7 protein-coding genes are annotated in these 13,816 nt (G+C 71.3%); 4 read left to right on the top strand and 3 right to left on the bottom strand.

Going from position 1 to position 13,816, the window contains the following annotated elements; genetic code table 11:
- Positions 1-433: 433 nt before the first annotated feature.
- The 3 genes from ACN27G_RS06865 to ACN27G_RS06855 all read left to right on the top strand — a co-directional run bounded on the left by ACN27G_RS06865 (position 434) and on the right by ACN27G_RS06855 (position 8,990).
- Positions 434-3,571: an OmpL47-type beta-barrel domain-containing protein gene (locus ACN27G_RS06865; protein ID WP_421491931.1), complete on the top strand. Its 3,138-nt coding sequence runs from the start codon at positions 434-436 to the stop codon at positions 3,569-3,571.
- Between the two features lie 68 nt (positions 3,572-3,639).
- The gene (locus ACN27G_RS06860) at positions 3,640-4,833 is read left to right on the top strand and encodes a multicopper oxidase domain-containing protein (RefSeq protein ID WP_421491930.1); all 1,194 of its coding nucleotides are present in this window, start codon (positions 3,640-3,642) and stop codon (positions 4,831-4,833) included.
- Positions 4,834-4,910: 77 nt separating this feature from the next.
- Positions 4,911-8,990 carry a ThuA domain-containing protein gene (locus ACN27G_RS06855; RefSeq protein WP_421491929.1) on the top strand — a complete coding sequence of 1,360 codons (4,080 nt, stop codon included), beginning with the start codon at positions 4,911-4,913 and terminating at the stop codon, positions 8,988-8,990.
- A 69-nt stretch (positions 8,991-9,059) separates the two neighbouring features.
- Here ACN27G_RS06855 and ACN27G_RS06850 read toward each other — a convergent pair whose 3' ends face one another.
- Positions 9,060-10,574, bottom strand: a complete 1,515-nt coding sequence (locus ACN27G_RS06850; RefSeq protein WP_421497260.1) for a chitinase — start codon at positions 10,572-10,574, stop codon at positions 9,060-9,062.
- A gap of 186 nt (positions 10,575-10,760) precedes the next feature.
- Here ACN27G_RS06850 and ACN27G_RS06845 point away from each other — a divergent pair, with 186 nt between their 5' ends.
- Positions 10,761-11,834 (top strand): glycoside hydrolase family 19 protein, encoded by a 1,074-nt coding sequence (locus ACN27G_RS06845; protein ID WP_421491928.1) that lies wholly within the window; start codon positions 10,761-10,763, stop codon positions 11,832-11,834.
- Between the two features lie 83 nt (positions 11,835-11,917).
- Here the strand turns inward: ACN27G_RS06845 and ACN27G_RS06840 are convergent, their stop codons facing one another.
- A complete protein-coding gene (locus tag ACN27G_RS06840) occupies positions 11,918-12,574 on the bottom strand; it encodes a response regulator (RefSeq protein WP_421491927.1) in 657 nt (218 codons plus the stop codon).
- Positions 12,571-13,803, bottom strand: a complete 1,233-nt coding sequence (locus ACN27G_RS06835) for a sensor histidine kinase (RefSeq protein ID WP_421491926.1) — start codon at positions 13,801-13,803, stop codon at positions 12,571-12,573. The genes ACN27G_RS06840 and ACN27G_RS06835 overlap by 4 nt, the downstream gene beginning before the upstream one ends.
- Between the last annotated feature and the right edge of the window lie 13 nt (positions 13,804-13,816).

Raw genomic sequence — 13,816 nt, 5'->3', positions numbered from 1 at the left:
TCGAAAGATCTAGACACGTCGTCACCAAGGCGGTTAGTGTCGGGCAACATCGAACCGTTTCAGCGAGCTAACCGGCGGCGCGGTCAGCTCGTCGTCTGAGAGTCACGGCTTGGCTGGGGAAGCCCACTCTCCAGGTTGACGTGCTCGCAGACCCGGCGCGGTCGCCCCGCGCCATGCCCGCAACGACGTCGGTTTCCACCGGCTCGGCGACACGGTCGGCAGCACCGCCGTCGCGGGCCCGACCTCGCCCACCGTCCACCGTCTTCCTGACCGAGACACATCCGTCCACCCGCCAGCCTGACGGCTGGCAGCCGCAGCACCGGCTCCTGGATCGATCGGGGGCCGCCCTGCGGCCTGCCACCGTGCCATCCGTCGATTCTGCGCACCCATGGGTCGTCGACGTTCACGAAGACTCGCGAAAGGTCTGTTTGACATGCCAGCTTTTCCTGCGCGGTCTGGCCCGCCACGGCGTGCGAAGCTGCTCGCCCGGCTCGCCCGCGGCCGGGCCAACCGACCGATGAGGATTTTCGGGGTGGTGGCCGTGCTGCTCGCCGGCTCCGCGCTCATCGCCGCCCCGGCCGCCGCCCGTCCCGACAACGGGTCGACGGGACCCGGCGGTCTCGGATCGACGGCGAAACGGCTCCAGGCCCAGGTGCTGACCTGGACCGCCGGCAACAGCGTCCAGTCGTACGTCTCCGCGCCCACCACGGCGGTCGCCGGGCCGGCCACCCTCGTCTTCGAGAACAGCGTCGCGACCGGCAACACCAGCGGCATGCAGCACACGCTCACGTTCGACACCGGGAACCCGGAGTACAACCAGGACGTCGACGTGAACATCCTGGCCGACCCCTTCGACAGCAACCAGGGCCGGTGGACCGTCGACGTGGTGCTCACCCCCGGCACCTACCGCTACTTCTGCGCGATACCCGGGCACGGCACGATGAACGGCCTGCTCGTGGTCGGTGACGGCGGCGCCGACACCACCCCGCCGACGGTGACCGCGGCGGTCACCGGCGAGCAGGACGAGGACGGCGCCTACGTGGGCGCGGCCACGGTGACCCTCTCCGCCACCGACACCGGTTCCGGCGTCGGCCGGATCGAGTACGCGCTGGACGGCGGCCCGTACGGCACCTACTCCGCCCCGGTCACGGTGAACGCCGCCGGGCAGCACACCGTCACCTACCGGGCCACCGACGTCGCCGGCAACACCTCCGCCGAACAGTCCACCGCCTTCGAGGTCGCAGCACCGACAGACCCCGACACCACCGCACCCACCGTCACCGCCGCCCTCACCGGCGAACAGAACGACGACGGCGCCTACATCGACATGGCGACGGTCACCCTCACCGCCACCGACACCGAATCCGGCGTCGACACCATCGAATACTCCCTCGACGGCCAGACCTACGCCGCCTACACCGCACCGGTCACGGTCAGCACCGCCGGGCAGCACACCGTCACCTACCGGGCCACCGACGTCGCCGGCAACACCTCCGCCGAACAGTCCACCGCCTTCGAGGTCGCAGCACCGACAGACCCCGACACCACCGCACCCACCGTCACCGCCGCCCTCACCGGCGAACAGAACGACGACGGCGCCTACATCGACATGGCGACGGTCACCCTCACCGCCACCGACACCGAATCCGGCGTCGACACCATCGAATACTCCCTCGACGGCCAGACCTACGCCGCCTACACCGCACCGGTGATGGTGCACCAGCCGGGCCGGCACACGGTCAGCTACCGGGCGACCGACAACGCGGGCAACACCTCCACGCCGGAGTCCGTGGCGTTCGAGATCGCCGGCAGCACCGACCCGGACACCACGGCGCCGACCGTGACCGCCGGGGTCACCGGCGACCGCGACGAGCAGGGCGGCTACCTCGGGGCCGCCACGGTCACCGTCTCGGCCACCGACACCGAGTCGGGGGTGGAGCGGATCGAGTACTCCCTCGACGGGCAGCCGTACGCCGAATACACCGCCCCGGTCACCGTCAACGAACCCGGCGAGCACACCGTCTCGTACCGGGCCACCGACGTCGCCGGCAACACCTCGGCGGCGCAGTCCGTCACGTTCCAGGTGGTGGAGCGGACCGATCCGGACACCACCGCCCCGACCGCCACCGCCGAGGTGGCCGGCAACCGGGACGGCGACGGCGCCTACGTCGGCGCCGCCACGGTCACCGTCTCGGCCACCGACAGCGGGTCCGGGGTGGAGCGGATCGAGTACTCCCTCGACGGGCAGCCGTACGCCGAATACACCGCCCCGGTCACCGTGAACCAACCCGGCCAGCACACCGTCTCGTACCGGGCCACCGACGTCGCCGGCAACACCTCGACGCCCGGCTCGGTCTCGTTCACGGTCACCTCGACCGGCAACCCCGACACCACCGCACCGACCGTCAGTGCCGCGATCACCGGCCAGCAGAACGGCAGCTGGGCGTACGTCGGCAGCGCCACCGTGGTGCTGACCGCCGCCGACACCGGCTCCGGCGTCTACCGGGTCGAGTACGCCCTCGACGGGCGCGGCTACACCGTCTACACCGGACCGCTGACGGTCAACACGCCCGGTGCGCACACGGTCAGCTACCGCGCCACCGACCGGGCCGGCAACGTCTCGGGGACCGCGTCGGCCACCTTCACGGTGGTGGAGAGCGGTCCGCCGGCCCCGAGCTGCCGGGTGGCCGACACCCGGCCGACGGTCTGGATCGGCACCGCGCACAGTGGGGTGCCGAACAAGCTGGCCGACGGCGGCTGCTCGATCAACGACCTGATCGAAGACGAGCGGGACTGGCCCGATCACGGCTCGTTCGTCGACCACGTCCGGGCGGTCGCCGAGCACCTGCACCACCGCGGCCTGATCCTGCTGAAGGAGCAGAACGCCCTGGTACGCGCGGCCCGCGACTCCGGCATCGGCAAATCCGAGGCGAAGCAGGGCTACCAGCCGCTCCTCGACCGCTCCGCCGCCTCCTTCAAGCTCTGGGAGCAGGTCGGTGCCGGCGGCTTCCGGCGCAACGCCGACGGCTCGATCACCAGCCGGTCCGTCGACGGCCTCGGCATGCTCTGGTTCCCCGTCCGCAGCTACGGCGACTTCTCCCTGAAGCTCCAGTGGCGCGACGACGCCCCCGGTGACGGGCGCGCCAACAGCGGCGTCTTCGTCCGCTTCCCGCAGGTGCACCAGCACCCGCAGGAGTCCCGCCCCGAGTGGGTCGCGATCAAGTACGGCCACGAGCTGCAGATCCTCGACCGGGCCGACGGCGACCAGTACAAGAGCGGGTCGGTGTACGGCTTCGACCGGGTCGATCTCGACGGTGCCCGGGTCACCCCCAAGGGCACCTGGAACGACTACGAGATCCGGGTCGTCGGCCAGCACTACTCGGTGTTCCGCAACGGCGAGCTGATCAACCAGTACGTCAACGTCCCCGAGGCCGTCTTCGACCCGCCCCGGGCGGACGATCCGGGCGGCGCCGGCCGGCAGCACGCGACCGGCTACGTCGGCCTGCAGAACCACGGTGCCGGCGACGTCGTCAGTTTCCGCAACGTCCGCATCGCCCCGCTGACCCCGTGACGCCGGGCCCGCACGCCGATCCCCGCCCACCGGCCCCACCCGGGCCGGCCGAGCGATTGGACACCACGTTGGAGAAGGAAACGAAGGACATCGGCGAGATCGTGCTCTCGCCGCCTCCCGGCGGGCCGGAGCCCCGCCGGGGGGTGCCGGGCCGGCTGCTCGACACCGGTGCCGGCCGGGCCCTACTGGTGGCGGCCGTCATGGTGGTGACGCTCGCCGGCGCGGGCGGGCTGGCCCTGGCCGGCGGTGGCACCACCGGCCGGCCGGCCGGACCGCCGGCCGAGCCGGCGTTCGAGGCCGCCGCCGTGGCCGCGGACCGGCCGGCGGGCTGCGTCACCCCGGACCGCCGGCTCCAGCTCTACGCGGTCGAGCTGCCCAAGGATCCGGTCACCAACCAGATCCGGCTCGGCTACGGCCTCACCCCGCAGACGGCCTCCTTTCCCGGGCCGACGATGGAGATGATCGAGGGGGAATGCCTGGCGATCACCCTGCACAACCAGGTGCCCGCCGCGACCCTGGAGCAGTTGCGCACCGATCCGGAGCATCCGATCGGCGTCTCGCTGCACGTGCACGGCGTCAAGTACACCCAGACGTCGGACGGCACGGTGCACAGCGACTCCTTCGTGCCGCCGGGCGGGTCGCGGACGTACACCTGGTTCGCCAAGCCGCCCGGCGGGAGCGCGCAGGGGACCGCCGGCTACTGGTGGTACCACGACCACGTGGTCGGCGGCCCGCACGGCACCCAGGGCGTCCGCTCCGGGCTCTTCGGCGGTGTCGTGGTACGCCGGCAGGGCGATCCGAGGCCGGACCGGACCTACGTGACGGTCTTCGGCGACCGGCAGACCATCAACCTGCGGCGGAGTTCGGAGGCGGACACCTGTGACCCGGTGAACCCGCAGCCCGGCCCGACCTGCCTGGTCGCCAGGCTCGGCGAACGGGTCGAGTTCATCGTGATCGGCATCGGCGACGACATGCACACCTTCCACGTGCACGGGCACTCCTGGGCGGACACCCGGACCGGCCTGCTCACCGGCGGCAAGGCGCTCGCCGACTCGATCCCGATCATCGACAACAGGACCCTCGGCCCGGGTGACAGCTTCGGCGTGCAGATCGTCGCGGGCGACTCCGTGGGCCCGGGGCACTGGATGCTGCACTGCCACATGCAGTTCCACTCCGACCTCGGCATGTCGACGATGCTGCACGTCCTCGACGAGAACGGGCAGATGCCGCCGTATCCCGGCGGCCACGGAAACCACCGATGACCGGCACCCCTTCGCACCACCAGCCGAGCACACCCATCACCCGAAGGACTCTTCGTATCCCCTCTGGAGGAGGAGAAGTGGCTCATCGACGCCATTTCCGGCCAGCCCGATGGGTCGGTCGGCACCGGCCCGACCCCGTCGACCGCCCGTCCCCCGAGACCGTCCCACCGGTCCTCCGGCTCCGGCACCGTGGCGCCGGAGCGCTGCGCCGCGCGATCGCGCTCGCCTCGGGCGCGGTGCTCACCCTCGGCCTGCTGAGCGTGCCGGCCGCCGCGGCCCCGGACGAGAGCACCGGCGGGGTCGCGCCGGCCTGGGGCGGCGGGGCGGTGCGGGTGCTGGTCTTCCACGGTCCCGCCGCGTCCCAGCAGGACCCGGTCGCCAGGGCCGTCGGCAGCATCCGGAAGCTCGGCAACGAGCACGGCTTCACCGTGCACAGCTCCGACGACCCGACGGTCTTCACCCCCGACAACCTCGACCGCTACCGCAGCGTCGTCTTCCTCTCCGCCAACGGGGTGACCCTGGACGACGCGCAGGAGGCCGCGTTCCAGGCGTACGTCAAGGGCGGTGGCGGCTTCGTCGGCGTCCACGACGCCGCCCGCGCGCAGCCCCACTCCGAGTGGTTCACCGGTCTGATCGGCACCCGCCCGGCGGCGAGCCTGCCGAACGCGGAGAAGATCGAGAGCGTCACCGCGAGCGGCAACAACCCGCCGAACGAGACCGTCGAGAACCTGATCGACGGCGCGACCGGGACCAAGTGGCTGACCCGCAGCCCGACCGGCTGGGTGGTCGCCAAGCTCGCCGGCCCGAAGGCCATCGCCCAGTACGCGCTGACGTCGGCGAACGACTTCGCCGGCCGCGACCCGAGGGACTGGACCCTGCAGGGGTCGGCCGACGGCGAGAACTGGACGGATCTGGACCGCCGGACCGGGGAGACCTTCTCGGGAAGGTTCCAGACCAAGCAGTACAGCATCGCCGACCCCCAGGCGTACGAGTACTACCGGCTGGACATCACCGCCAACAGCGGTGAGCCGCTGATCCAGCTCGCCGAGCTCTGGCTGGTCGGCCCGGACGCCGGACCGGCGCCGGAGGAGACGGTGCAGGAGGCGGTGGTCGACCTGGTCGACCGGCAGCACCCGGCGAACAGGGGCCTGCCGCTGAACTGGACCCGGTCGGACCAGTGGATGAACTGGGACCCCAGCCCGGTCGGCCGGGTGCACACCGTGGCCCAGGTCAAGGAGACCAGCTACAACGCCGGGCTCGCCGGCAACGGCGCCTTCCACCCGGTCTCCTGGTGCCGCGACTACGACGGCGGCCGGTCGTTCTACACCGGCATGGGCCGCACCGAGGCCAGCTACACCACCGACGCCCGGTTCCGCGGCCACCTGCTCGGCGCGCTGCAGTGGACGAGCGGCATGGTCCGCGGCGACTGCCAGGCGACCATCGGGTCGAACTACACGATCGAGCGGCTGACCACCACCAACCAGTCCGGCCAGCTCGACCAGATCGGCGAGCCGCACGGCCTGACCATCGCACCCGACGGCACGGTCTTCTACATCGGCAAGGCCGCCTGCCCGAGCGGGCCGATCGCCGACTGGGCCAACCCGGACGTCGGGCTGGGCTGCGGCACCATCCACCAGTGGGACCCGGAGACCAAGCAGGTCAAGCTGCTGACCACGCTCGAGGTGATGGGCAACCGGGGCAGCGGCAGCGAGCTGGTGAAGAACGAGGAGGGTCTGGTCGGGATCACCCTCGACCCGAACTTCGCCGAGAACGGCTGGTTCTACGTCTACTGGATGCCGCACGAGTCGATCGACCGGGAACGGCGGGTCGGTCAGCGTACGGTCTCCCGGTTCACCTACGACCACGAGCAGCAGTCGATCGACCAGGGCACCCGCAAGGACCTGCTGCACTGGGACACCCAGATTCACAGCTGCTGCCACGCCGGTGGCGGGATGACCTTCGACGAGTCCGGCAACCTCTACGTCGGCAGCGGTGACAGCAACTCCTCCGGCGGCTCGAACGGCTACTCCGGCAACAACTGGACCCAGGAGTACGCCGGGATCTCGTTCCAGGACGCCCGGCGTACCTCCGGCAACACCAACGACCTGAACGGCAAGATCCTCCGCATCCACCCGGAGCCGGACGGCACCTACACGATCCCGGACGGCAACCTCTTCACCGGCCAGGAGCAGGGCGGTGGCAAGACCCGGCCGGAGATCTACGTGATGGGCGTCCGCAACATCGCCCGGATCGCCTGGGACCCGGTCAACGACTGGCTCACCGCCGCGTGGGTCGGCCCGGACGCCGGCGCCCCGGACCCGGAGCTCGGCCCGGCGAAGTACGAGACGGCGACGATCATCACCTCGGCGGGCAACCACGGCTGGCCGTACTGCATGGGCAACCGGCAGCCGTACCGGGACCGGAGCAACACCGACGCCACGGAGCTGACCGGCTGGTACGACTGCGACAATCCCAAGAACGAGTCGCCGCGCAACACCGGCCTGGTCAACCTCCCACCGGTGCGGGACAACATGATCTGGTACTCGCCGCAGGGCGGTGGCCCGGTCTTCCCGAAGCGCGACGACGGGAGTGGGCTGCCGACGTACGAGACCGGGGACATCACGCTGACCCAGCCGTACCTGACCGGCGGCGGCCAGGCGGTGATGGACGGCCCGACCTACCAGCGGGAGAACGTCGACGTCGACAGCGGGGTCGCCTGGCCGGAGTACTGGGACGACAAGTGGTTCATCGGTGACCAGTCCAACGCCAACAACCGGGTCGCCGTCACCGTCGATCCGGGCACGGTCGCCGAGGCCGGGCCGCCGGCCTTCGCCGAGGACCTGCGCGGCATCATCCGGCTCGGTAACGGCGCCAACCAGCTCCAGTCCTGGATGGACGCGAAGTTCGGGCCGGACGGCGCGCTCTACATGCTCGACTACGCCGGCGGGTTCTTCAGCCTGCACCCCAACCAGAAGCTGATCCGGATCACCTACCAGGGTGGCCAGGCCACCCCGAACCCGAGCCTGGCCACGGCGCGGTCGGTCACCCCGAGCCAGCCCCGGACCATCGGGTTCTCCGCCGCGCAGGTCGGCGGGGTGGCCTGGGAGTGGGACTTCGGCGACGGCAGCAAGCCGTCGCACCAGGCCCACCCGACGCACACCTACAAGCGGTACGGCACCTTCACCGCGACGCTGAAGGTGACCTACGCCGACGGTGAGGTGGTGACCGGCACGGTCGGGGTGACCGCCGGCTGCACCGCCGCGGACGCCCGGCCGACGGTCTGGATGCTGGACACCGACACCGGGGTGGCCAACCGGCAGACCGGCGGCGGCTGCACGATCAACGACCTGATCGACGACGAGACCACCTGGCCGAACCGGGCGTCCTTCGTGACCCACCTCGACGAGGTGCTCGCCGAACTGACCGCCGCGCACGTGATCGACAACCGCGAGATGCGCGCGCTGCGCCAGGCCGGCCGGCAGTCGCCGATCGGCGCCACCGAGGGCTACCAGCCGATCTTCGACGGGTCGGCGAGGTCGCTCGCCGGCTGGCGGCAGGCACCCGGCGGGTCGTTCGGGCTGCGCCCCGACGGCTCGATCCGCAGCTCGGGCGGGCTCGGCATGCTCTGGTACGCCGACCAGCAGCTCGCCGACTACTCGATCAGGGTGCAGTTCCGGGACGTCTCTCCGGAGAACGTCCGGGCCAACAGCGGGATCTTCGTCCGGTTCCCGGATCCGAGGACGCCGCTGGAGCAGCGACCGGCCGGCAGTTGCGGCACGGTGGGCTCGGCCCGGAGCTCGCAGGCCTGGGTCGCGATCTACTGCGGACACGAGATCCAGATCTACGACGGTGAGACGGGCGAGCCGCAGAAGACCGGCTCGGTCTACAACTTCGCCCCGAACACCCTGGACGCGGCCGGGGTGACGCCGAAGAACCAGTGGAACGACTACGAGGTGCGGGTGGTCGGCCAGCACTACACGATGGTCCGTAACGGCGTGGTGATCAGCGAGTTCGACAACACGCCGGGCAAGCAGTCGTCCCGCCAGGGCGACCCGCCCACCGACCTGCGGCAGTTCGTGAGCGGTTTCGTCGGGTTGCAGAACCACGGCACCAACGACCTGATCGAGTTCCGCAACATCCGGGTACGCCAGCTCTGAGCTGACGGCAGGTGCCGGGTACGGGCGTGACGCCCGTACCCGGCACCTCTGTCTGTGGGGCGGGGCGGGTCAGGAGAGCGAGTTCAGGAACGGCTCGTGCGCGTTGCTGAACTCCCAGCCGTAGTAGCGGTCCCAGTTGATCGACCAGGTCATCAGGCCCCGGAAGTTCGGGTTGGTGCCGCTGCGCGGCGGGTATCCGCCGCAGGAGGTACCGCGCACCAGGCAGGTCACCGCCTGCTGCACGCCGGCCGGGGCCACGTGGCCGTTGCCGGCGCTGGTGGCGGCCGGCGTGCCGAAGGCCACCTGCTCCTCGCGCAGCGGCGGGAAGACGTTGCCGGCGTTGCCGGCGACCGGGAAGCCGGCCAGCAGCATGTCGGTCATGGCGATGTGGAAGTCCGCCCCGCCCATGGTGTGGTACTGGTTGTCCAGGCCCATGATCGGCCCCGAGTTGTAGTCCTGGACGTGCAGCACCGTGATGTCGTCGCGCAGCGCGTGGATCACCGGCAGGTACGACCCGGCGCGCGGATCCTGCCCACCCCACGGACCGGATCCGTAGTACTGGTAGCCGAGCTGCACGAAGAAGGTCTCCGGGGCCATGGTGAGGACGAATCCGCTGCCGTAGCGCTGCTTCAGGGACCGGATCGCCGAGATCAGGTTCACGATCACCGGGGTCGTGGGGTTCCGGAAGTCGGTGTCCCCGGTGTTCAGCGAGAGGGAGTGGCCCTCGAAGTCGATGTCCAGCCCGTCGAGCCCGTACCGGTCGATGATCGCGCTGACCGAGCTGACGAAGCGGTCCCGGGCCGCCGTGGTGGTCAACTGCACCTGGCCGTTCTGCCCGCCGATCGAGATGAGCACCTTCTTGCCCTGCTGCTGCTTGGCCCGGATCGCGGCGGTGAACGCCGCCTCGGTCTCCACGCCCGGGCATTCGCTGGCGGGGCAGAGCTGGAAGCGGATGTCGCCGGAGGTGACCGAGGTCGGTTCCCCGAAGGCGAGGTTGATGACGTCCCAGCTGGCGGGCACGTCCGCCATCCGCAGGTAGCCGGAGCCGTTGGCGAAGCTGGCGTGCAGGTATCCGATGAGTGCCCGCTTCGGCAGCGCCGCGCCGGGCGGCACGGTCGGCGGCGGGGTGGTCGGGGGCGGGGTCGTCGGGGGCGGGGTCGTCGGCGGCGGTGTGCTCGGCGGCGGTGGGGTGGTGGGTGGTGCGGTGCCGCCGCAGGAGGCTCCGTTGAGGGTGCAGTTGGCCGGGGTGCCGGCGCCGGTCGCGACAAAGCCGAAGGAGGCGGAGGCGCCCGGCGCGAGGTTGCCGTTCCAGGACCGGTTGGTGAAGGTGTAGCGCTGACCGGCGGAGGTCAGCAGGGCGTCCCAGTAGGTGCCGACGGTGGTGCCGGCCGGCAGGTCGAACGCGACCGACCAGGAGGACAGGGTGCTGGTGCCACCGTTGGTGACGGTGTACCTCCCCTCCCAGCCACTCCCCCAGTCGGCGGTCCTGGTGAAGGTGGCGGTCGGCCCGGCGGCGAACGCGGGCAGCGCGACGACCACGGCGCCGCTGGTTGCCAGCAGCGTCGCGGCGGCGGTGAGCAGCAGTGTTCTGGAGCGTCTCATGGGGTCCTCCGGAGGCGTCGCCGGCATCCGCAGCCATCGACGGGATGGTTAATTATCAGGAGTCTTTGTTTGATTAGTAAAGTTTCCGAACTGAATATGTTACGGTCACTTCCGTCGATGCGCGGCCGGTCATCGGCCGAGGTATCCCCCAGAAAGGAGAGTGACCACATGTCGAGACTGCGCGCCCTGGTCGCGCTCGCGGCGCTCGTCGTCGCCGGTGGACTCGTGGCGATCATCCCGTCGACCCCGGCCTCGGCGGCCGCCTGCGCGGCGCCGTGGCAATCCTCGGCCGTCTACTGGCAGGGCGACCAGGCATCCCACAACGGGCGCAACTACCAGGCGAAGTGGTGGACCCAGAACGAGGCGCCGCCGGGCACCACCGGCGTCTGGCAGGACCTCGGCACCTGTGGCGGCGGCACCAACCCGCCACCCGGGGGGAGCTGCAACTACCCGAACTGGGTCGCCGGCACCTGGTACGCCGCCGGAAGCATCGTGCGCTACACCGACGGCCGGTACTACATCGCCGAGCACGACAACCCCGGCTACGACCCGATCATCAGCACCTGGTACTGGGAGCCGTACACCTGCGGCGGCCAACCCCCCACCAACCCGCCCGGTTCCGGCGGCTTCGTGGTCAGCGAGGCGCAGTTCCAGCAGATGTTCCCGGGCCGGAACTCCTTCTACACCTACTCCGGCCTGGTAGCCGCGCTCGGTGCCTACCCGGCGTTCAGCAAGACCGGCAGCGCCACCGTGCAACGTCAGGAGGCCGCCGCCTTCCTGGCGAACGTCTACCACGAGACCGGCGGGCTCGTGCACATCGTGGAGCAGAACACCGCCAACTACCCGCACTACTGCGACGCCGGCCAACCGTACGGCTGCCCGGCCGGGCAGGCCGCCTACTACGGGCGCGGGCCGATCCAGCTGAGCTGGAACTTCAACTACAACGCCGCCGGCAACGCCCTCGGCCTCCCGCTGCTGACCAACCCCTGGCTGGTGCAGAACGACGCCGCCGTGGCCTGGAAGACCGCCATCTGGTACTGGATGACCCAGAACGGCCCGGGCACCATGACCCCGCACAACGCGATGGTCAACGGCGCCGGGTTCGGCCAGACCATCCGCAGCATCAACGGCTCGATCGAGTGCAACGGCGGCAACCCCGGCCAGGTGCAGAGCCGCGTCACCAGATACCAGCAGTTCGTCGGCATCCTCGGCGTGCCGGCCGGTGGCAACCTCTACTGCTGATCCCCTCCACCGCTGATCCCCGGCCGGGTCTCGTCAGGCGTCGCCGCACCCTGACGAGGCCCGCTCCGGCACCTTCCGCCGGCTCAGGTCTCCGTGACCAGCCTGTTCTCCCAGGCCCAGGCGGCGATCTCGGTCCGGTTCCGCAGCCCCAGCTTCTCCCCGACGTTGGCCACGTGCGCCTTCACCGTGCTCAGCGAGACGAAGAGTTCCTGAGCGATCTCCTGGTTGGTACGCCCCCGGGCGAGGCACCTGACCAACTCGACCTCCCGGTCGGTCAACGCCGCGACGGGTCGGCGCGACGGCCGGGGCGCGATCGGGCCGAACTGCTTCAACAACCGCATCGTGATCGACGGCGAGACCATCGCGTCACCGGCGTGTGCCGCCCGGACCGCCTCGGCCAGCAGGGCCGGTCCCGAGTCCTTGAGGATGAACCCGACCGCGCCGGCCCGGAGCGCGCCGTGGACGTACTCGTCCAGGTCGAACGTTGTGATGATCACAACCCGCAGCGGGCTGTGCACGGCCGGACCGGCGAGCGCCCGGGTCACGTCGAGGCCGTCCAACCGGGGCATCTCGATGTCCACCAGGCAGACATCCGGCCGGAGTTCCCGAGCCAGGCTGACCGCCTCCGGACCGTCGGCGGCCTCCCCGACCACCGTGATGTCCGGCTGGCTCTCCAGCAGCAGCCGAAGCCCTCGCCGGACGATCGCCTGGTCCTCGGCGACGAGCACCCGGATGGTCATCGCGCTCCCGGTGCCGGCAGGCTGGCCTCGACGACCCACCCGGTCGCGCCACCCGGCCCGGCGCTCAGCTCACCGCCGAGCGCGGCGGCGCGCTCACGCATCCCGACCAGACCGTGCCCACCCGGCCCGGCCGACGGGCCGGACCTCCCGTCGTCGGCGACGCGCAGCCGGACCCTCCGCTCGTCGTGCGCCAGCGTCACCGTGACGGTACGGGCGTCCCGGGCGTGCCTGGCCACATTGGTCAGTGCCTCCTGCACGATCCGGTACACGCCGACGGCGACCTCCGGCGGCCAGTCGGGCGGGACGGGACCGTCGGGCAGTTCCAACCGAGCGCGAACACCGGTGCCGGTGGCGGTGAGGCGCTCCACCAGCTCGGTCAGGGAGTCCGGCGTCGCCGCGACCGTCGGCTCGTCGTCGCGGAGCAGCCGCACCACCTGGCGCAGCGAGCCGAGCGCCCGGGTTCCGGCCGTCTCGATCTCGGCCAGGGCCGCCCGGCGCGCGGTCGGGTCGGCGTCGCCGTCGAGCTGCGCGACCTGAGCCTGGATGATCAGACCGGTCAGGTGGTGGGCCGCGACGTCGTGCAGGTCACGGGCCAGGGCCAGCCGCTCGGTACGCCGTACCCCGTCGACCATCGCCCGCCGCCGCGCGTCGCCGAGCCGCCGCCACAGGCCCACGGTGACCGCGACCGCCCAGCCGACCACCATCACCAGCGTCGCGGTCCGGGCGTTCGGGACGTCCTGCTCCAGGTAGGTCGCGTACCGCTCGACGGTGCCGACAGCGACCACGCCGGAGCCGGCGGCGACCGCGACGGCACCCGCCGCGCCGGGCAGCGAACGCACCGTGGAGGCGACCACCACCAGCAGGGCCAGGCAGGCGACCGGGGCCGGCTGACCGTGCCGGTCGGTCCGCCAGTCGATCAGCTCGGCGACCGCGCAGAGGACGATCGCCGCAGCCGCCGCCCGGGCCGGGAACCGCCGTCGCAGCAGCGCCGCCCCGCACACCACCGCCGTGATCAGCAGCAGTGCCGCACCGACCGGCCAGGACGGCCGGCGGCTCACCGTCGCCGACGCCTCGACCACGAGACCGGCGGCGAGCAGCACCCCGAACGCGGCCTCGGCCAACCAACCCGGTGTGCCGACCCGGCGCAGGCCGATGTGCGTGCCGGACCGGCGCAGGCCGATGCGCGCGCCGACCCGCTGCGGGCCGGTGCGCGTACCGGTGGAGGTCATCGGGCCTCGCATG

The organism is Plantactinospora sp. WMMB334 (assembly GCF_049179095.1).
In the GTDB taxonomy this organism is placed as follows: domain Bacteria; phylum Actinomycetota; class Actinomycetes; order Mycobacteriales; family Micromonosporaceae; genus Plantactinospora.
The sequence above is the reverse complement of the archived record's forward strand: the minus strand, read 5'-3'. Positions and strand labels throughout refer to the sequence as shown.